Origin of the sequence: Gordonia gummivorans (assembly GCF_022513585.1) — a bacterium.
In the GTDB taxonomy this organism is placed as follows: Bacteria; Actinomycetota; Actinomycetes; order Mycobacteriales; family Mycobacteriaceae; genus Gordonia.
Map to the genome: position 1 here is coordinate 1 of NZ_JAKWBF010000012.1, position 19,309 is coordinate 19,309.

Consider the following 19,309-nt stretch of genomic DNA (forward strand, 5'->3'; position numbering starts at 1 on the left):
CCAACGTCGCCTACATCGAACACGGACCCGACTACTACCAACGCCGCAACCCCGAACGCACCATGCGTAACGCGGTGCGCGCCCTGGAAAGCCTCGGCCTCGACGTCACCATCACCCCCCGCGAGGTCGCCTAACAGCCAACACCACACAGAAAGCGACTATTACATTTCCGCAGCTCAGCGGGATTGGTCACCTAACTCTTCGAGTCAGCGACCCACCCGCCGCCTGCGGCGGCGATCGTGGAGGCGGGAAGTGCCCGTCAGACGAGCCGACGCGCGATCGGTCCCGGGAGGTATTTCAGCGCGAACGCGATCGGCGCCCACGGCCACGCCGGTGCCGGCGCCCAGCCCTTCTCCGCCTCGATGGCGTTGACCATTGCGTCGACCCCGTCGGCGGTGTCGGCCATCAATGCGGTCTTCACGCCTCGGTTGATGTCGGTTTCGATGTAGCCGGGCAGCAGTACCGATACCTCGATCGGCGAGTTGGCGAACTCGGCCTGCAGTCCCTGGCCGAGCGCCGACAGACCCGCCTTCGACGCCGAGTACGCGGCCTGCGCCTTCGGAAGCCCGCGGATGGCGCTCATCGAGCTGATCAGGACCAAGTGACCGGAGTTCTGCTCGCGGAAGATCTCGAGGGCGGCTTCGATCTGGACGAGCGCACCGACCAGGTTGGTCTGGAGCGTCTCGATGTTGGCCTGCGCCTTTCCGGTACCCAGCGGTGCGCCTTTGCCGAGTCCGGCGTTGACGATCACACGGTCGAGTCCGCCGAGTTCGTCACGCAGTTTCCCGAACACCACCGGAACCGCATCGGTGTCGGTGACGTCGAGCTGTGCCACCGCCACCTGTGCGGCCGACGGCCGGAGTTCGTCGGCAAGCGTCTCGAGTCGGTCCAGACGCCGAGCCGCGAGCGCCAGCGACCGGCCCTCCCCGGCGAAGCGGCGCGCCATGCCCTCCCCAAGCCCGGAACTTGCGCCGGTGATCAAGATTCTCTGTCTCGTCCCCATGACCGCCAAGCCTACTGGCCGGTCAGGACCGCAGTGTCAGGCGGTTTGTGCGGTGAGACGTAGCGCGCCGATCAGGTAGTCGGTGGCGGCACGATCACCGACCGTCAGTCGATAGCCGAATCGACCACACGGTTTGCCCAGCACGCCGACCGCACTCAGGAGTCGGCCCAACTGGAGACCGTCATCTCCGGGGAGGAAGACAAAGTTTCCCTGACCCGGCAGCGGGGGCGCGCCGATCGATGCCAGCTTGTCGGACAGGCGCCGACGTTCGACTCGCATGGCACGGACCCGTTGTTCGAGATCGGCCTGGGCGGCCAAAGCAACGGGAACTGCCACTGCAGCAGCCGGATTCACCGCAAACGGGACCTCGCGGGCGCGCAGTGCGGCGGCGAACTCAGCGGCAGCGAACGCGTATCCCACTCGCAGGGCCGCCAGCCCGTGCGCCTTCGAGAAGGTCCGCACGCACACCAGCGATTCGAACCGCCGGGTCAACGCCACCATGTCCGGCGGGTCGTCGCAGAACTCCAGGTAGGCCTCGTCGAACAGGACCGTCACGTTCGGCGGCATGCTGCGCAGAAACTCGACGAGGTCGGCCTCGGGGACCACTGCACCGGTCGGATTGTGCGGCGAGCACAGCACGACGACGGCAGTGTCGTGATCGATGGCCGACGAGAGCGCGGCCAGATCCATCCCGCCATGGTCATCGAGTTCCACCGGAACCACACCCATCCCGACCATCCGAGCCAGGATCGGATAGCCGTCAAAGGTCGGGATCGGGGTCACCACAGCGGGTTCGGCCACTCCACGTCGCCGCGCGCGCCACCACGATTCCTGCAGGATGGTGTATGCCAATCCGGTCGCACCCGCTCCGACGGTCACCCGTCCGTGTTCGATCCCGAAGTGCCCGGCGATCACCTCACGCAGACGGTCCGGCAGGAATTCCGGATAGCGGTTCACCTCCGCGATCGTGCCGGCCAGCACCCGTGCCACCGCAGGCAGCGGTCCGTAGGGGGATTCGTTGAGGTGCAACCGATATGGACCGCCGCCGACCTCGGCAGGTATCGGGGGTACGACGGCCAGCGTCATCGTCCACCCCACCGGAAGGCCGCGGCTCCCGCGAAGTCGCCGGCGTGCGCGAACGCGGCCGTCATCACGACATCGCCGACACCGATCCGCCCGTCGGACACCGCGGCGTCGAGGGTCACCGGAATTCCGACGCCGAACAGGTTTCCGCACTCGTCGAAGGTGTCGGGATGCTTGGACTCCGGAAGTTCCAGTGCCTCACGCCAATTCCGCAAGAAGATGCGGTTCGGCTGATTGGTGATGAGCCAGTCCAGATCTGCGGGGGCGACACCGATCTCGTCGGCCACCTCGATCGCGACCTCGGGAACCATTCGATTTCCGCGAGCCAGCACCTTGGTGATCTTGGCGTCGGTGAAGCCGATGTGAATCTGGCCGGGGCCGGCTTCCCAGTACTTGCGATCGGGTTCGGCCACCGCGGTCATGTCACCCGAGTACTGACCGAAGGAATGGCAGCGCACACCCAGGACCGGACTTCCCCCAGCCACATTCGACGCGACCACCGCCATCGCCGCGCCGTCGCCGGGGATCGGTGCCTGCGCCTTGCCGCGCACCTGCTCCTGGGTGAACACCTGCGACGCGCTGTTCTGCGCAAGCGCGACAATGGCTTTGCCACCACCGCCCGCACGCAGCAGCGCGTCGGCGATCTCGATCATGTGCACGAAGGCCGCACATCCGCCGTTGTGCACGTCGAGCACCGTGCGCGGCCGCAGCCCCAACCGGTGCGCCAGTTCGCCGCCGCAGCCACGCACCGGCACCTCGGGCAGCTGACTGTGGGTGAGCACCACATCGACATCGTCGAACCAATCGGCGCCGTGCCGGTCGGTGAGCGTGTGGGCCGCCGCCATCATCATGTCTGCCGAGGTCTCCCCTTCGGCCGCGTGGTGCCGGTAGGCCGGAACCCGGAACATCGCGTTCCCTGCCAGCTGGTCGTCCTCGGCGAACTGCTCGAAATAGGCAGCCGGAATTCGTTTTTCGGGCAGGTAGCCGGCGACGTCGAGGAGAGTGACGGTGGGGTCGGTGATCATCGGCTCATCCAATCCGGAGTCAGCGGCAGGTTGTTGTGGTGGCGGAATTCGGCGATCGCCTTCAGATTGTCGAGTTCGAGTTGATGGCCGGCGGAGAACATGTCCCAGAAGTCGCCCACCCAGACCGGTCGTTTCGGCGGAGCGGTCTCCGGGTAGGGATTCTCGTCGTAGAACGGATGACGGCAGTTGGTCCACAGCACCACCGATCCGGGCTTGTCGAGCACCACCTGCGCGTCGACCACCCGCATCAGATAGACCATCCACAGATGCCTGCCCTGATCCCACGCACAGTGGTAGTCGACGGTCATCGCGTGCGGGTCCGCCACGGTGCGCGTGTAGATCTCGGTGTGTTCACCGAGCCGGTCGTAGGCGAGCCACAGCCCGGGTTCCTCGGTTTCGGTGAAACCTCGCAGGCTGTAGGTCCACTCCTCCAGGGAACGGGTGTCAGCCAGCCACTCGTACAGTTCGCGCGGCGGTGCATCGACATAGCCCTGGACGGTGCAGAAGTCGCCGAAGATCTTGTCGTGCGGATATACCGAGCGCAGCATGTCCACGATGATCGGCGTGGCCACCGGGCGGGGGTGTGTCTCGATACGGGTGAGTCCCGGCAACGATGCCGCGGAGTCACCGATATCCGAAAGTGCTGGCAGCGCAATGGTCATGGTCAACCTCTCGTCAGGAAGGGGGCGAACGGGGGAACTTCGTCGGCATCGATGTCGACGACGATGCAGTTGGGACCCGGGGCAGCCATCAGTTCGCGGCACGCCTCGGCGAGCGATGGGATGTCGGCCGGCGCCCGAACGTCGAGACCCGGGAACAGCGCGGCCAGGCCCGCTCCGAAGTCCGTGTGGCGGAACCGGTTCACACTCGGAGTGGTCGGAAAGAACTGCTGCTCCCGGGTGACACACATGCCGTGCGCGTCGTTGTTGAGCAACACCAGGGTCAGCGGTGCGTCGTATTCGACGGCGGTGTGAATCTCCATGCCGTGCATCAGGAATGCACCGTCGCCGGCGATCACGACCGTACGGCCGGGCTGCCGCGTGTGCGTGCTCGCGATCGCCTGGCCCACGCCGGCCGCGATCGCATACCCCATACCGCCCATACCGAGCGCGACGACGAAGCGTCCGCCCCCGAATGGCAGATGATGCACCGCGGCGGCTCCGGTGTTGCCGGCGTCGGCGAATACAGAGGAATCCGATCCCAGTGCCGCCCCGATGGTTTCGATGACCGCTCGAGTCGGCAGCCCCTTCGGCGACTCCGGCGTGGGGCAGGCCAGATTCTCGATGGTCACGGCGATCGAAGCGGGCGTGGTGTGGCCACGCAAATCCTTTGCCAGCCAACCGATCGTCTCCCGAAGATCCACGCACTCGATGATCTCGGCGGACGGGTTGGCCGAGACGACCGGGCACCGCGGACGATGCCGACCGAGGTGGATCAGCGACCGCGACGCCAGCACGGGGTCGAGGCCCGCCCGGTCGGTCACCGACATCCGGGTCCCGATCGCCAGGATGAGGTCGGCCTCGGCGAGCGCCCGGTGAGCCGACGGATGACCCATCACACCGGTGACGCCCGCACACCGATCCGGGTCGACGATCGCATCGCGGCCACCCGGCGACACCACGATCGGGGAGCCCAGAGATGCCGCAATCGAATCGATCTCGTCGGCGATCTGCAGGTAGGACGCCTCCTCCCCCGCCCACACGCACACCGTCTGGCCGTCACGCACAACCGCCGCGAGGCGGGCTGCGATTCCGCCGACCCGATCACGGAGCGCCGGGTCGGCCGCCACCGGCACCGGGCCGTCGAGCACCACCGCGGCCGGCGCGGCCTGCACGTCACGCGGGACGAGCAGCGCCGCCGGATAACCGTCGGCGAGCGCGGCACAAGCCCTTCTCAACGCGTCGTCGAGCCTCGACGGGTCGGACACCACGGCGCACGCCCCGACCACGCCCGACATCACGGCCACGAGATCGATGGTGTCCGGCGGTGTGCACATGTCCTGAAAGCCGCCTGCTCCGACAAGCGGGGTTGGCGGTGTCCCGATGATCGCGAGGATCGGCACGCGGCTGTCGTAGGCCTCCGCGAGCGCGGGGACGACGTTCATCGCGCCGCCTCCGGAGGTGGTGACCACCACGCCGTATCCACCGGAACACCGCGCGGACCCGTCGGCCATGGCGCCGGCCGCGAACTCGTGTTTGGCGACCACCGGAGTGACACCGACCGACCGCGTGGCGGCGTCGAAGACATGCTCGATGTTGGCGCCGTGCACGCCGAACACCGTCGAAACTCTCAGTGTACGAACGTAATCGATGAGGCAATCGGCTACGGTGCGCGTCGCCCCCGACGCCGACGCGACCTCCCCGATCTCCGGGTCACTCGCGGTCATGAGCCAACCATGCGACAACGAACCTGAAGGCCCGCTGAAACCGACGGCCTCGGCGACGGTTCCCTTGGACGGGCGGCGGACCTACCCTGGAACGCGGGTGACGACGAGGAGTCGACGATGGAACCATGTCGCGGTAGACGCGCCATCGGGCGAGTCCTGTTCAAGCGCAACCAGGGCGTGCGTCTGCGCTCCACCATCGTCGGAACCCTGCTTGTCGCAATCGCTCTCGCGATCGGTGCAGCCGTGATGCTGTTCATGCTCGGCCGCGCCGACAACCGGGCCATGTACGACACGACGAGCTATCACACCTATGAGATCGCCAACCTCATCGCCGACCACGGCGTGGCCGGTGTACCACCCGACGAGCTGGTCGAGGGCACCGGCGCCGATGTCATTCAAATCGTCGACGCGCAGGGGCGAGTGGTCGCGTCGTCGCCGTCGGCTCCCGACGCACCGCTCACCTCCACCCACCCGGCTCCCGGAGAATCCACCCAGGTCGAGGGCCGCTTGCTCCCGGACAGCGACGACGTGTTCTGCGGGACGGTCGCGACCGTGCGGCACGGCACCGAGGAGTACCGCGTGATCGCCGCGGTGTCTGCCGAACCGTACCGGCAGAGCCTGACCAACACCGCGATCCTGCTCGCTGTGGAGATGCCGTTCCTGGTTCTGATCGCCGGATTCGCGATCTATTACTTCGTCGGGCGGGCACTGCGTCCGGTCGGCCGGATCACCTCCGAGGTCAACTCGATCACCACGTCGGACCTGTCCCGCCGGGTTCCGGTCCCGGCGACCGACGACGAGGTGACCCGACTGGCCACCACCATGAACGCGATGCTCGAACGCCTCGAACGCAGCCACGACGCCCACCTGCGGTTTGTCGGGGACGCCTCGCATGAGTTGCGCAGCCCGTTGACCACCATCGTCGGGCTGCTCGATCTGGCCGATTGCACCGCCACGCCGGTCGACACCGACACGGTTCGCACGATCCTGCTGCCGGAGGCACGCCGGGTCCAGCACATGGTCGACGACCTGCTCCTGCTCGCCCGCGCCGACGAGAACGGCCTGCCACTGCGGACCACCGATGTGGATCTCGACGATATCGTCGTCGCCGAAGCACGACGTCTGCGCTCCCTCGGCATGGTCGCGGTGGAGACCAGCGTGGTCGCGATCCGGGTGTCCGGCGATCCGGACAAACTGGCGCGCGCCTTGCGCAACCTCACCGACAACGCCGCGCGGTACGCGTCGTCGACCGTCCGCTTGGACATGTCGCTGGACAGCGCGGCCGGACGCGCCCGGATCGCGGTGTCCGACGACGGGCCCGGCATCTCATCGGAATCCCGAAATCTGGTGTTCGACAGGTTCACCCGCGTCGGCGCCGACCGGCGCAACACCGCGGGCTCGGGACTCGGGTTGTCCATCACGCGGGAGATCGTGCGGGCCCACGGCGGCCAGGTCAGTGTCGAAGATCCGCATCCGGACCTGGAACACGGTGCCACCATGGTGATTTCGTTGCCGGTGGCGAGTACCGCCGCGCACGCCGACCACGAGGTACCCGAGGATCAGACGGCACGCAGCCGATAGCCTGCCCCGCGAACGGTTTCGATGGACCGCACACCGAACGGCGCGTCGATCCGTTTGCGCAAGTAGCCGATGTACACCTCGACGATGTTGGCGTCACCATCGAAGTTCTCGTCCCAGACCGCCTGCAGGATCTCGCTTTTGGAGACGACCGTGTCGACGTTGCGGATGAGGAACTCGAGGACCGCGAATTCGCGTGGGGTCACATCGATCTGACGGTCCCCGCGTCGGACGCTGTGCTCGGCAGGGTCGACGACGAGTTCGCCTGCGACGAGCTGCGCCGGCCGTTCCCGCACGCCGCGGCGCAGCAGCGCTCGCAGGTGGGCCTTGAGCACGACCACCGAGAACGGTTTCACCAGATAATCGTCGGCACCGACGTCGAGCGCCTCGGCCTGGTCGTACTCGCCGTCTTTGGCGGTCAGCATGAGCACCGGCGTCCAGATCCCGCGTGCCCTCAGTTCGCGGAGCACCACGTACCCGTTGTGGCCGGGCAGCATGATGTCGAGCACGATCACGTCGAAGCGCCCCTCGGTGGCGCGCCACAGACCGTCGACCCCGTCGTGCGCGGTGGTCACCGCCCATCCGTCGCTGGCCAGGGCTCGTCGCACGGTCTCGGCCACCCCGAGATCGTCGTCGACCACAAGTGCGTGCATGGCTACTTCAACAGTCGCGACATCCGTCGGTCGGCGAGGACCTTGCCGCCGGTCTGACAGGTGGGGCAGTACTGGAACGAGCGGTCGGCGAAGGACACCTCGCGGATGGTGTCACCGCACACCGGGCAGGGCAGTCCGGTGCGGGCATGCACGCGCAGACCGGTCCGCTTCTCCGACTTCAGGCGCGCCACCTCCTGCCCTTCGAGGCGGCTCGTGGCGTCGGTGAGCACCTGTCGGATCGCGTCGTGCAGGGTCGCGACCTGCGCCGGCGACAACGACTTCGCCGACGCGAACGGCGACAACTTGGCGGTGTGCAGGATCTCGTCGGAGTACGCGTTGCCGACACCGGCGATCGTGCGCTGGTCGGTGAGCACGTTCTTGATCCGCCCCGATGTCCCGGCGAGGATCGCGGCGAGGTCGTCGACGGTGAGCGAGAGGACGTCGGGTCCGAGGGTGGCCACCCGGTCGATGTCGGCGAGGTCGCGAACGATCCAGACCGCCAGGCGCTTCTGAGTCCCGGCCTCGGTCACGTCGAAACCCTCGCCACCTGCACTCGGCCCGCTCGCTCCGCTCCCGGCGCCGGAAGGCATCCCCGCGTGGACCCGCAGCGCGATCGGCGACTTGCCGCCGGGCCTCAGCGGTTTGGGTGACAGATCCTCACTCCACCGCAACCAGCCGGCCCGCGAGAGGTGGATGACCAGCAGGATCGTCGGCTCGGGGTCGTTCTCTTGCCCGGGGATGGTGCGGATCACCAGGTACTTCCCCACCCTGCTCACCGATTCGACGATGCGGCCCACGAGTGCGGTGTAGGGCGGGTCGGCGGTCTTGAGTACCGAGAGCGACGCGACATCGACGCGACGTATCGGCAGGCCGGCTGCGCGGCCGTCGACGTAGTCGGCGATCGCGGCCACCTCGGGAAGCTCTGGCATAAGCCCAGTGTGCTCTAGTTGGGGGATGAACTCCCGTCTTTCCGACGCCGACCTGGCCGCGCGGATCGCGGAGGGCGCCGGGCAGATCCTCCTCGGTGTCCGACACGGCGATCTGATGGGTGGTCGGCTGCTCGGCGACGTGGGAGACCGGATGGCGCAGGCGTGGATCGCGACCATCCTGGCCCGACACCGGCCGCACGACGCGGTGCTGTCCGAGGAGGCCGACGACGTCGGCGACCGAGCCACGGCCGACCGGGTATGGATCATCGATCCACTCGACGGCACAAGGGAATTCGCGAGCGGAACGGCCGACTGGGCCGTGCACGTCGCACTCACCGAGGGTGGCGTGGTGACCGCGGCCGCGGTGTCGCTGCCCGCCACCGGCGAGGTGTTTCGCACCGACACCGTCGAGACCACGTCGGGGCCGCTCACCCGTCGGCTCGCCACGTCCCGTTGGGGTGGCTCGTACGAGACCAGTTGGGTCTCGAGCCGTCTGCACCTGCAGATGGTGCCGATCGGATCCGCCGGCGCCAAGGCGATGGCCGTGGTGCGCGGCGACGCCGACGCCTACGTCCACGCCGGCGGTCAGTACGAGTGGGACAACGCCGCACCGGTCGGGGTCGCGCTGGCCGCGGGGCTGCACTGCAGTCGGCTCGACGGGTCGCAGATCGTCTACAACAACCCGCACCCGTACATGCCCGACTTCGTCATCTGCCGGACCGAGATCGCCGACGACATGCTGGTCGCGTTGGGCCAGATCTGGTAGAGGTGCGGTCCCGATTCGTCGGGTGAGTCCCGATGGCTGAGGTGCGAGCCTCGACGCCCCTCCCGATGGCTGAGGTGCGAGGAGCCCTGGCGACGAGCCTCGAAGCCCGCGGTGAGACAAGCACTTTCCGCACCCCGTGGTCGTCGATGATCTGGCCGATGACTGAGATCGGGCCTGTGAGGGTAGTCCTCCGGGATGTCCCGGAGCTCGGTGCTGAGGGGCCCGATCTCGGTCATGGCGTCAAGGGCCCTGGCTCGATCAACGATCTAAGGCCTCACCCGCCGACGTCGTCGGCGATCGTGGAAGCGCGGGGCGTTCCGGTGAGACCACAGGAACACGCCGCCAACCCCGTCGGATGTCTGTACGCCCCAGCCCTACCACGTGCACTGTGCATTTGACTGGGTTCCCAGGTACAGGTTTCCGCAGTTCAGGAGGCCGAACGCAGCGCTCTTCGGATCAGGGCTTTCGCAGCAAGTAGATGTCCATGATCCAGCCGATACGTTCGCGGGCCTGCGCGCGGACCGCGACGATCTCGTCGGACACCTCCCCGACCTTGCCGCTGATGAGGATCTCGTCGTCGGTGCCGAGGTAGGCGCCCCACCAGATGTGGTCGTCGGGGTCGGCGGTCTGGCGGAACGACAAGTCGCCGTCGAGCATGACGATCTGATTGGTGTCGGCACCCGGTGGGGTGTCGGCGAGACGGCGACCGGTGGTGATGTGGATGGGTTCGCCGACGCGGTTGGCGAGGATGCCGTGTGCGGCAGTGAGTGCGCTGGCGCTCGTCACGCCGGGGATCACCTCGACGTCGAGGTCGAGTCCCGGGCGCCGGGACAGGTCGTCGACGATGCGCAGCGTGCTGTCGTAGAGGGCGGGGTCGCCCCAGACCAGGAAGGCTGCCACGCCGCCGTCGGTGAGTTCGGCTCGCAACGCCGTTTCGATGAGCGCCGCTCGGGCCTCGTGCCAGCGCCGTACCTCGGCGTCGTAATCGGCGGGATGCCGGTCTCGCGGTGGATCGGCGAGTTCGAGCACCGTCCGGCCGGGGGCGTGTTGATCGAGGATGTCGCGTCGGACTTGAAGCAGGCCACCTTTGGCAGAGCCCTTGTCGAGCATGACGAATACGTCGACGTCGGCCATCGCGTCGATCGCCTGCAGGGTGATCTGCCGCGGACCGCCGGGCCCTATCCCGATGACCCGCAACGTGATTCGCACGTTCAGACCTTGACTTTGGGCAGTCCGTGCTTGCGCGCGGTCATGTCGAGGATGAACTGTCGCGGCAGCAGGCGGCGGAGCAAGAACACGACGCCGGCCTGATTTCCTCTCGCGTAGAACGGTTTCGGATGGTCGGCGAGCGCGGCGTCGACGATCTGTGCGGCCATCGACGCGGCGTCGATGCCCTCGTCTTCGTTGTGCCGGGTGGCGGCAGCGAGGGTTTCGTACTCGGCCTTGAATGGTGAATCGTCGCCGATGTAGATGCTCCGGCGGTCGCCGATGCCGGTGGCGATGGTGCCCGGTTCGACGCTGATCATCCGAATCCCGTACGGCGCCAACTCACGTCGCGATGCAAATGCGAACGCTTTGAGTGCCGACTTGGTGGCCGCGTAGTTGGAGCGGAAGGCAACCGGGAAACTCGACAGCATCGACCCGACCATCACCACGGTGCCACGACGACGCTCCCGCATCCCCGGCAGAACCGCCTTGGTCAGCGCGACCGGCCCGAAGACGTTGACCCGGAACAGATCTTCGACGGCCGACATCGGGGTGTCCTCGAGCGCACCCGCCTGCGACTCGCCGGCGTTGTTGATCAGGATGTCGATGTCCCCGACCTCGTCGACGCAGGTCTGAGCGGTGCTGTAGTCGGCGTTGTCGAGCCGCACATAGGTGACACCCGGGATGGGCTCGGCGACCGTGTCCGGATTGCGGGTGGTGCCGAAGACCGTGAGGCCTTTCTCGACGAACTGTCGCGCCACCTCGGCTCCGATACCGCTGGTCGCGCCGGTCACGAGCACTGTCTGCTGAGTCACGGGACTTACGGTAACAAGTGGTCGCCAGCTGCCGGCAGGACCCGGTTTGCAGCAGCGATGTCACATCCGATCCCGCGCCGGTGTCCTATGTCTGACAGTGGCAATCGACCATGACAGATTGAGGTGCAATGACGACCATCATCGTGACGTCCTCGCGATCCCCGCACGGCAATACCCGCCGCATTGCCGACACGCTGAGTGCCGGACTCGACGCGCGCGTCGTGTCACCTGCGCAGGCCACCGCGGACCTCCTGGCCGATGCCGATCTCATCGGATTCGGTTCAGGCATCTACTCTTTGGGGTTCGACGAGCGGCTGGTGGACTGCATAGCCACGCTTCCCGACATGGCCGGCCGCGCGGCATTCATCTTCGCGTCCAGCGGGCTGCCGGAACCGCCGTTCGCGCGGTATACGAAGAGGCTGGCACGACAACTCGAGCGCCGCGGCTTCCGCGTCGTGGGGACCTTCGTGTGCCGAGGCGTCGACACCTGGGGACCGTTCAAGCTGGTAGGAGGCGTCAGCAGAGAACATCCCTCGGCGGCCGACTTCGAGCGTGCACGCAGTTTCGCTGCGGGACTGTAACCGTAGGCCTCGCTGACCGATGTCCGGGACTCCACCCGACGGGCGGCCACGTCGAGTGCTCCCGGCAGGATTCGAACCTGCGACACCGGCTTTAGGAGAGCCGTGCTCTATCCCCTGAGCTACGAGAGCGGGACTGGGTGACCTCGTGGAGGAAATCGCAGGTCTGCGAGTTTCCGGCCCGCGTTCACGGCAGTCGCGGCCCGATCGGCCACATCAGCAGCGAATCGGACGGTCCAGAGTCTACGTCACGCGCCGGTCGGTGGGATCGGCGGTCAGCGCCGCTTACGCGCCGACCGCTCGAGCTCATCTTGTCGGAGGTGACCGCTACCGTCGCGTCATGTCACACCGGATATGGAAAACGGGGAAACATGAGTGAGTATCAGTACTACGAATTCATGGCCATCGACCGGCCGCTCACATCTGCCGAGCAGGCTCAGATGCGCTCGCTGTCGACCCGGGCACGCATCAGCGCAACGGGTTTCGTCAACGAGTACGAGTGGGGTGACTTCCGGGGCTCGCCTGATCAATTGATGGAGCCCTTCTACGACGCGCATCTGTACCTCAGCAATTGGGGCTCCCGCCGCCTGATGCTCCGTCTCCCCCGCGAAGTCCTCGACATCGATGTCGCGACGACCTACTGCACCGGGGAACCGGCCACCGCGTGGTCTACCGACGACTCGACGGTGCTCGACTTCTTTCACGAAGGCGACGGCGAGGACGATTACGGCGATCTCTACAACGCAGATGTGTTGCTGTCGACCATGATCGGTGTCCGTGCCGAACTGGCCGCCGGCGATTTGCGACCCCTCTACCTGGCGTGGCTCGGAACACTGGGCACGCCTGATCTCCAGCACATCGACGACGTCGACCACGAGGACCCGGCGCCGCCCATTCCGCCGGGTCTGGCCGACCTCACCCCGGCGCAGGATGCACTCGCCGAATTCCTCGGTGTCGATGACGACCTGCTGGCCATCGCCGCCGAATCCTCGCCGGAGCTCGAAACCCGCTCCGACACCGAGGCTCTCGCCGCGTGGATCTCCTCGCTCCCGAGCGGCGAGAAGGACGACCTGCTCCTTCGCGTCGCATCCGGCGACCCGATGCGGGTGCAGGTGGAACTATCGCGGCGCTTCGTCGACGCCACAACAACCGGACAACCCGCTACAGCATCCCCAACAGCAGCAGCCCTCATCACCGACGCGGCTCAACTCCGCACCGACCTGGACACGCAGACGGCCCTACGTCGCGCGGAGAACGACGCACGGCGCGAGCAGGAACGTGCCGCCGCCTACGAGCAAAAGATCGAGGAGCTGGCGTCGTCCCAGGATGTCGCGTGGTCACAGGTCGATTCGCTGATTTCCGTGCGCAAGCCGGACCACTACGACGCGGCCGTCGCGTTGCTCACCGACCTGCGCACCGTCGCCGAGCGCTGTGATAGCCAGGCGAGGTTCACCGAGCAGTGCAGTGCCCTGCGAAAGGCGCACTCCCGCAAGGTCACCCTCATCGAGCGACTGGATCTGGCGGGCATCTGACCAGAAACTGCCATCAAGCAGGTCTCGGCGCGCCGCCGCCTGGTCGACGCCGTCGTCGAGGCCACACCACTTTTTGGTCGTCGCCACCGGCCGTTTGTCGGCGAGGGATTCGACTGCCCTGCGCTCGACACGTTGTTCCTTGCCGCACCCATCGCGTTCAAGGGCCGCCTGGTGCAATATGCGGGCCGCGTGCTGCGCGTATCCCGGCAAGCAGACGGCCGAGGTGCACGACTACCACGATGTGGAGACCGGGGTTCTCGCCGCGTCGTTGGCCAAACGGTCACCCGGATACACCACTCTGGGGTTTCGAAGTCTGGGTTTTCGGAAACCGCCACGATGACCGGCGACCTGCACAACATTCACGGCAGCGATTCGCCGATCCAATCGCGTCCGGGACTATCGCCTCCGGCCTTGTGATGCATGTCACCGATTGCGCTCTCGTTGAGGTTATTGCCAGGAACGCTCCGTAAACTTCTGCGTTGCAGTTAGGTGACAATTTTCAGGAGGATGCTCTGTTGCGAAAGGCCAGTGACTCGCAGCGGCAGGGAATCCGAGAAAGCCGATCGATCGAAACGTCGCCCACCGCCGCGCCCGGAGCGCCGCGTCAGCCCAGAGCTCTGACCGCCGACTTCGTGCGTGCGGTGCTGTTCACCCTCGTGGTCGTGACGCACAGTGTCAACGCGATCGCCACCACCGACGTCATCCGCAATGCGGGTCTGGTCGGCACCCTGCTGCATCTCACCCGATACGGGTTCGTCGCCGTGACGCTCTACGTGCTGGTGCTCAGCATGCGCGGCAAGACGATGTCGCCACTGACCTTCTGGCGCAAACGCTTCGGGCTGGTCGTCGCGCCCTACCTGATCTGGACGGTCCTCTACAGCGTCACCGACCACATCATCATCCGCGACAACCCGTTCCCGCCCGCGGGCGAGTTCTTCACGTCGCTGGCGCAGCACAGTCTGATCGGCGAGGGCAAGTACCAGCTGTACTTCCTGCTCATCTCGATGCAGATCTACCTCTTCTTCCCCGCACTCGCATGGATGCACCGCAAGGTGGGATCGCATCCGTGGTGGATTCTCGGAGTCGCGGCAGCCATCCAGGCAACGTACTTCGTCGTCTACCAGTACCTGCCGCGTCCGGGCGGGCCGGCATGGACCTTCGTCTACGACCACGGCTGGAAACTGCTGCCGATGTACGCGCTGTTCATCGCGATCGGCATGCTGGCCGCTCATCATCGCACCGAGGTCGACGCTTGGATGCGCGAGCACGCGGTCGGCGTGATGGTCGCGGCCGGATTGTGCTTGTCGTTCAGCGTCGCGATGTACTTGATGTCGACGACGCCTGGCGTCTTCCCGGCCCAGGCCAGCACCCCGTGGAATCTTGCGTCGCTCCCCTGGTATCTCGGCGGGTTCGCGCTGTTGTGGCTGATCGCGCTGATGTGGAACGACCGCATCTCGGCCGGCCGAGGTCTTCTCTCCGCGGCCTTCGTGACGTGGGCGACCCTGCGTGCCTTCGGCGTCTTCGTCATCCACCCACTGATCCTGGACATCTTGGCCCGGATCGGATTCTTCGACTTCCTGTTCGCCGACGGCTTCCCGAATTCGCTGGCCAGCCGCGCGATCATCCTGGTGAGCACGGTGCTGGTGCTGTCGTTGGCGTCCGTCGAGCTCATCCTGCGTCTGCCGTTCAGCAAGTGGCTGGTCGCGCGGCCGCGTGTCCCGCTGTCGTTGGACTGGCTCCGCCGCATCACGGCGCGCATCCGAGCGACCCGTCGCGACGGCCGGGATGAGGAACCGACCGTCGCCGACGAGAGCGTCCCGGCTTAGCGGTAGTGCGGGTTGTTCAGAACCGGGATCTCGATGTTGATCGGCATCCGCAGTTCGGACATGTAGAACAGCACGAACTGACGCAGGAACTCGTCGATCATCCAGTACGCCTCCTTGGGCATGCCGACGTTCAAGATGCCCTCGCGGACCAGCACGTAAGGACCCCACGCGGTTTCGAGCAGCGGCGTCCAGACCGGTTCCCGCGGGATGTGCAGCGAGTCGGCGAACTTGTCTCCCAGCATGAATCGGGTGAGCGCACCGAGCACACCACGCGACAGCAGGGTCAGGTCGAGGTTCATGCCAAGGTCCAGCAGGATGTCGGCGAGCTTCTGCCCCTCGGGCGTCCAGTGCAGGATCGGGTCCAGCACCTGGCTCGCCTGCGCATCGGCCTGATCCCATGACGCCGGGATGTACTGATCCTGAACGCCCAGCATGTGGGCAGTGATCTGCCAGGAGTGCAGGAATCCCCTCGACTCGTCCTTCGCAATCGGGACGCGCCACTTCTCCAGATTGCGCATCACGGTCGTCGGCAGACTGTGCCAGGTGACCATGATGTCGGCCTGACTGATCGGCACCTTCTCCGTCGCGACATTCCTCCACCACGCCGACTGCGGGAGCATGTGACGGACCGCGGCATGGGCCAGACGGGTCTTGACGCAGGTCACAACCATCTCACCGTCGGGCCGATAGGCGTTGAGGGACCCGATGTCGTAGCCGAGTTTCGCGGTCTTGGTGATGCGGTCCTTCATGTCGGCGCCGCCACGCGAGTAGTACACGGCCTTGGCTTCGCGCGGGATCATCGTGCTCATCATGCCGCTGGCGAAACCATAGAGAACGCCCAGGTAGGTGCCGCGTTTCTGGTTGAACCGGACTGCTGTCTCGAGCTGACTCCGGTCGGCCCACGACGGCAGTTGCCGGGCGTGCTCCATGAAGTCACGCAGTTCACGCGGAAGTCCGGCCGGAAGCGGCTGGCCGTTCTTGGTCCAACTGCGGAGCAGCTGATTGACCTTGGGAACCTGGCCGCGGTCGAGCAGGTTCGCGACCACGGGATCGGCCTCGTCGTCCCACACCGTTCGCGGGTCGGCGCCGTTGCCGCGGCCGGGCACCGAGCCGGCCGGCGACCACGTCCAGGGTGTCCCCTGCGCGGCGACTGCCACGGCCCCCAGCGCTCCGACGGCACCTCCGGTCCGTAAGACCTGCCTTCTGCTGAGATTGTCCATTTTCCCCGTCCTTCATGTGGCAATGTGACAGTGATTGTCACCTTGTAACATTTCTATCACCGAGTGAGCCAGGACACAGCAGATTGTCAGAACTCGAAACAGTAGAATCAGGTCGAACGATCGTTCATCCAGGAGGCCCCGTGCGCGCAGCGCCGATCGAACCCGAGTCGACGCCCTCCCGATCGCGCCCGGAACAATCCCTGCTCGAGCGCGCATATCTCCGCGCACTCGACACCGCCGCCGACGAAGCGCCCGACCCCACCTCCGAACGTCTCCTCGATGCCGCATTTGACCTGTTCTGCCGCACCGGGATTCAGCGCACACCGATGGAGAAGGTCGCTCAACGAGCCGGAGTCACCCGCGTCACGCTCTACCGGAAGTTCGAGACCAAGGACGCCCTCGTCGAACATGTGGTGCTTCGCGAGTTCCGTCGATACTTCGACCAGTTCCGCACCAACATCCACAACGCGTCGACGGTCGAGGACCGCGTCGTACTCGGTTTCGTCGCGTCGTTGCGAGCGATCTCGCACAACCCCCTGATCGGCGGCCTGTCCGACGCCGAACCCGCGTTGCTCATCGAATCGATGATCGGCGACAACGGGCAACTCCTCGCCACGGTCGGGCAGTTCGTCGCCGGTCAGCTGAGACGTGAACAGAGCGCAGGCAACGTGGCCGCCGACCTCGACGTCGATCTGGTCGCCGAGATGATGGTCCGGATCTCGGCGTCGTTCCTCACCGTGCCAAGCCGCATCGTCGCGATCGACGACGACGCGCAATTGGTCTCGCTCGCACGACAATTCCTCGTACCGATGCTGCGCCAACCGTCGTCGGGATAACATCGCGATCGAGCGGCGGATAACCGTTGTTCTGGTTCGGGGGCCCAACGTCGGGATGCGTCATGGCCGAGTCGAGAATGCTTGACCCGCTTCACCGTTCACAGACAGGTCCCCCGTCGCACCACAGACTGGCCAGAGTCGCGATAGCCGTGTGCGCGATCGCCGCGATGGTGACCGCCGGCAGCATGACCTTCACCGACCGCGTCGAGTACACGACGGTGACCACGGCGCGCTACTCGATTCCCGTCGTCCTCGTCGCATCCATCAATCAGTCGCCGACGACGCTCGGGGTCGCCGATTCCAACCTGTATCTCCTGAGTGATGCCGAGATCGCACGCACCCTCGACGAGCTGCAAGCGATGGGTGTCAAGGACATTCGGATCGGCGCACCGTGGATCTACATCCAACCCGACGGGCCCGACTCCTACGACTGGGAGAAGCTCGACACGATTGTCGACGCCGCGCAGGAGCGCGACATGAACATCGTCATGGTGGTGTCGGGAACACCGTCGTGGGCGGGGTTCCCGATCAACGGCCACGTCGACCCGGATGTCTACGCGACCTTCGCCGGCACCCTCGCCACCCGGTACCAGGGCCGGGTCTCCGCGTATGAGATCTGGAACGAGCCCAACGGTTTCGCCTTCTACAACCCGGTCGACCCCGAGGCCTACACGGCGATGCTCAAGGCGGCTTACCCCGCCATCAAGGCGGCCGACCCGGACGCGGTGGTGATCGCCGGCGTACTCGGGGCGGTGCCCACCGGTCTCGGCACCCTGAGTCCCGTCACGTTTGTGCAGCGCATGTATGCCGCGGGCGCGAAGGACAGCTTCGACGCCCTCTCCTATCACCCGTATCACTACTGGACCGCCTTCTCGGAGGGCGGCGACGTCACCGACTCGCCCATCAACCAGATGACGGCCATCTACGCGCTGATGGTCGCCAACGGCGACGGCGACCTCAAAATCTGGGCCACCGAATACGGCCTGCCGACGGGTCAGCTGTCGGAGGCCCAGCAGGCTGCCTACATCGCCGACCTGATCACCAGGTGGCAGACGATGGACGGCGCAGGTCCGATATTCATCTACAGCGCCCGGGATTCGAACACCGGAAGCTGGGACGCGGAGGACAACTTCGGCCTGTTCCGCACCGACTGGACGGCCAAGCCCGCGGTTGCCGTCGTCACCGCGATGATCGCCGACCTCGCCGACGGAAAGCTCGACAATCCCTTCACGGGCCCGATCCCGCAACCGTCGGTGCTCACCGTGCTGTCGGTGATCGCGGTGCAGTTCGTGGCGGGCGTCCTCCGCGTCCCACTCGGCATCCTCAAGACGGGTTTCGACGCTTTCACCGGTCTGGTCACCGACATCGTCAACTCGGTTCTCGAACTGCTCGGTGTGTCGCCCGCATCGACGGCGGCCAAGGCCACCGCGGCCGTCGCCGATACCGCCGCTGTGCGCTCATTCTCGATCGCGTCGGAGCAGGAAGCCCCGGTAGCGAACGACCCCATCGTGAACAAACCCGTCGTCAACACCCCGGAGACGACCACAGCCCCAGCGCCGGCGCCCACCGTCAGCAAGTCGACCGCGCGCAACGAGCCGACCGGCAGCAAAACGAACAACAGCACAACCATCAACAAGCAGAACCAATCACCCGAATCGACCCCGAACGAGCCAGACGGAAGCGACGACGATCCGCCCGCGGATGAAACGTCCGACGCCACCGCTGACCACGGTGACACCACAACCGACACCACAACCGAGAACGACACAACCGACAGCACCACCGATCACGACTCTGACGGCGAGGGCAGTTCGACGGCGACCGAGTGACCCGCGGTTCGGGTCATCCCACCCGCATGACGGTGGTGTGACCC

At 66.2% G+C, this 19,309-nt stretch carries 17 protein-coding genes and 1 tRNA gene; 7 read left to right on the forward strand and 11 right to left on the reverse strand.

Annotation, left to right across the window (positions count from 1 at the left end; all coding sequences use genetic code 11):
• Nucleotides 1-259: 259 nt before the first annotated feature.
• From MKW15_RS10755 to MKW15_RS10775, 5 genes are read right to left on the reverse strand one after another with little or no spacing between them, the layout of a single operon-like run.
• Nucleotides 260-1,003 (reverse strand): SDR family oxidoreductase, encoded by a 744-nt coding sequence (locus MKW15_RS10755; RefSeq protein WP_240857614.1) that lies wholly within the window; start codon nt 1,001-1,003, stop codon nt 260-262.
• A 36-nt stretch (nt 1,004-1,039) separates the two neighbouring features.
• Nucleotides 1,040-2,089 carry a pyridoxal phosphate-dependent aminotransferase gene (locus MKW15_RS10760; protein ID WP_240857615.1) on the reverse strand — a complete coding sequence of 350 codons (1,050 nt, stop codon included), beginning with the start codon at nt 2,087-2,089 and terminating at the stop codon, nt 1,040-1,042.
• Nucleotides 2,086-3,111, reverse strand: a complete 1,026-nt coding sequence (locus MKW15_RS10765; RefSeq protein ID WP_240857616.1) for a 3-oxoacyl-ACP synthase III family protein — start codon at nt 3,109-3,111, stop codon at nt 2,086-2,088. Before MKW15_RS10765 ends, MKW15_RS10760 begins: the two co-directional genes overlap by 4 nt.
• Nucleotides 3,108-3,773, reverse strand: a complete 666-nt coding sequence (locus MKW15_RS10770) for an SRPBCC family protein (protein ID WP_240857617.1) — start codon at nt 3,771-3,773, stop codon at nt 3,108-3,110. Before MKW15_RS10770 ends, MKW15_RS10765 begins: the two co-directional genes overlap by 4 nt.
• Nucleotides 3,774-3,775: 2 nt before the next feature.
• The gene (locus MKW15_RS10775; protein ID WP_240857618.1) at nt 3,776-5,497 is read right to left on the reverse strand and encodes a thiamine pyrophosphate-binding protein; all 1,722 of its coding nucleotides are present in this window, start codon (nt 5,495-5,497) and stop codon (nt 3,776-3,778) included.
• A gap of 117 nt (nt 5,498-5,614) precedes the next feature.
• Between MKW15_RS10775 and MKW15_RS10780 the strand changes: the two genes are divergently transcribed.
• Complete coding sequence (locus MKW15_RS10780; RefSeq protein WP_240857619.1) at nt 5,615-7,078, forward strand: ATP-binding protein; 1,464 nt, start codon at nt 5,615-5,617, stop codon at nt 7,076-7,078.
• Here the strand turns inward: MKW15_RS10780 and MKW15_RS10785 are convergent.
• Nucleotides 7,057-7,728, reverse strand: a complete 672-nt coding sequence (locus MKW15_RS10785; RefSeq protein WP_240857620.1) for a response regulator transcription factor — start codon at nt 7,726-7,728, stop codon at nt 7,057-7,059. The two genes, MKW15_RS10780 and MKW15_RS10785, sit on opposite strands and share 22 nt — an antisense overlap.
• 2 nt (nt 7,729-7,730) lie before the next feature.
• On the reverse strand, nt 7,731-8,657 hold the full coding sequence (locus MKW15_RS10790) for an Fpg/Nei family DNA glycosylase (protein WP_240857621.1): 927 nt from the start codon (nt 8,655-8,657) through the stop codon (nt 7,731-7,733).
• 25 nt (nt 8,658-8,682) lie between these two features.
• Between MKW15_RS10790 and MKW15_RS10795 the strand changes: the two genes are divergently transcribed.
• Nucleotides 8,683-9,423 carry a 3'(2'),5'-bisphosphate nucleotidase CysQ gene (locus tag MKW15_RS10795; protein ID WP_240857622.1) on the forward strand — a complete coding sequence of 247 codons (741 nt, stop codon included), beginning with the start codon at nt 8,683-8,685 and terminating at the stop codon, nt 9,421-9,423.
• Nucleotides 9,424-9,879: 456 nt separating this feature from the next.
• On the opposite strand, the gene cobF is transcribed toward MKW15_RS10795, so the two are convergent.
• Both cobF and MKW15_RS10805 read right to left on the reverse strand, forming a co-directional pair.
• The gene (gene cobF, locus MKW15_RS10800; RefSeq protein ID WP_240857623.1) at nt 9,880-10,632 is read right to left on the reverse strand and encodes a precorrin-6A synthase (deacetylating); all 753 of its coding nucleotides are present in this window, start codon (nt 10,630-10,632) and stop codon (nt 9,880-9,882) included.
• A gap of 2 nt (nt 10,633-10,634) precedes the next feature.
• Nucleotides 10,635-11,444 carry an SDR family oxidoreductase gene (locus MKW15_RS10805; protein ID WP_240857624.1) on the reverse strand — a complete coding sequence of 270 codons (810 nt, stop codon included), beginning with the start codon at nt 11,442-11,444 and terminating at the stop codon, nt 10,635-10,637.
• 128 nt (nt 11,445-11,572) lie between these two features.
• On the opposite strand from MKW15_RS10805, the gene MKW15_RS10810 reads away from it, so the two are divergent.
• On the forward strand, nt 11,573-12,025 hold the full coding sequence (locus tag MKW15_RS10810) for a flavodoxin family protein (RefSeq protein ID WP_240857625.1): 453 nt from the start codon (nt 11,573-11,575) through the stop codon (nt 12,023-12,025).
• Between the two features lie 56 nt (nt 12,026-12,081).
• Here MKW15_RS10810 and MKW15_RS10815 read toward each other — a convergent pair.
• Nucleotides 12,082-12,154 (reverse strand) — tRNA-Arg (locus MKW15_RS10815).
• Nucleotides 12,155-12,393: 239 nt separating this feature from the next.
• Here MKW15_RS10815 and MKW15_RS10820 point away from each other — a divergent pair.
• Both MKW15_RS10820 and MKW15_RS10825 read left to right on the forward strand, forming a co-directional pair.
• Nucleotides 12,394-13,554, forward strand: a complete 1,161-nt coding sequence (locus MKW15_RS10820; RefSeq protein WP_240857626.1) for a hypothetical protein — start codon at nt 12,394-12,396, stop codon at nt 13,552-13,554.
• Nucleotides 13,555-14,069: 515 nt separating this feature from the next.
• Entirely contained in the window at nt 14,070-15,380 is a 1,311-nt protein-coding gene (locus MKW15_RS10825; RefSeq protein WP_276614844.1) for an acyltransferase, read from the forward strand.
• Here the strand turns inward: MKW15_RS10825 and MKW15_RS10830 are convergent.
• Nucleotides 15,377-16,600: an oxygenase MpaB family protein gene (locus tag MKW15_RS10830; RefSeq protein WP_240857627.1), complete on the reverse strand. Its 1,224-nt coding sequence runs from the start codon at nt 16,598-16,600 to the stop codon at nt 15,377-15,379. The two genes, MKW15_RS10825 and MKW15_RS10830, sit on opposite strands and share 4 nt — an antisense overlap.
• Before the next feature lie 140 nt (nt 16,601-16,740).
• Between MKW15_RS10830 and MKW15_RS10835 the strand changes: the two genes are divergently transcribed.
• Nucleotides 16,741-17,436, forward strand: coding sequence for a TetR/AcrR family transcriptional regulator (locus MKW15_RS10835; RefSeq protein WP_240857628.1), 696 nt, complete (start codon nt 16,741-16,743; stop codon nt 17,434-17,436).
• A gap of 185 nt (nt 17,437-17,621) precedes the next feature.
• Complete coding sequence (locus MKW15_RS10840; RefSeq protein ID WP_240857629.1) at nt 17,622-19,265, forward strand: cellulase family glycosylhydrolase; 1,644 nt, start codon at nt 17,622-17,624, stop codon at nt 19,263-19,265.
• Nucleotides 19,266-19,309: the final 44 nt, after the last annotated feature.

Coding starts and splice junctions, on each gene's coding strand:
- MKW15_RS10755 (WP_240857614.1), bottom strand. CDS start 1,003: ATGGGGACGAGACAGAGAATCTTGATCACCGGCGCAAGTTCCGGGCTT.
- MKW15_RS10760 (WP_240857615.1), bottom strand. CDS start 2,089: ATGACGCTGGCCGTCGTACCCCCGATACCTGCCGAGGTCGGCGGCGGT.
- MKW15_RS10765 (WP_240857616.1), bottom strand. CDS start 3,111: ATGATCACCGACCCCACCGTCACTCTCCTCGACGTCGCCGGCTACCTG.
- MKW15_RS10770 (WP_240857617.1), bottom strand. CDS start 3,773: ATGACCATTGCGCTGCCAGCACTTTCGGATATCGGTGACTCCGCGGCA.
- MKW15_RS10775 (WP_240857618.1), bottom strand. CDS start 5,497: ATGACCGCGAGTGACCCGGAGATCGGGGAGGTCGCGTCGGCGTCGGGG.
- MKW15_RS10780 (WP_240857619.1), top strand. CDS start 5,615: ATGGAACCATGTCGCGGTAGACGCGCCATCGGGCGAGTCCTGTTCAAG.
- MKW15_RS10785 (WP_240857620.1), bottom strand. CDS start 7,728: ATGCACGCACTTGTGGTCGACGACGATCTCGGGGTGGCCGAGACCGTG.
- MKW15_RS10790 (WP_240857621.1), bottom strand. CDS start 8,657: ATGCCAGAGCTTCCCGAGGTGGCCGCGATCGCCGACTACGTCGACGGC.
- MKW15_RS10795 (WP_240857622.1), top strand. CDS start 8,683: ATGAACTCCCGTCTTTCCGACGCCGACCTGGCCGCGCGGATCGCGGAG.
- MKW15_RS10810 (WP_240857625.1), top strand. CDS start 11,573: ATGACGACCATCATCGTGACGTCCTCGCGATCCCCGCACGGCAATACC.
- MKW15_RS10820 (WP_240857626.1), top strand. CDS start 12,394: ATGAGTGAGTATCAGTACTACGAATTCATGGCCATCGACCGGCCGCTC.
- MKW15_RS10830 (WP_240857627.1), bottom strand. CDS start 16,600: ATGGACAATCTCAGCAGAAGGCAGGTCTTACGGACCGGAGGTGCCGTC.
- MKW15_RS10840 (WP_240857629.1), top strand. CDS start 17,622: ATGACCTTCACCGACCGCGTCGAGTACACGACGGTGACCACGGCGCGC.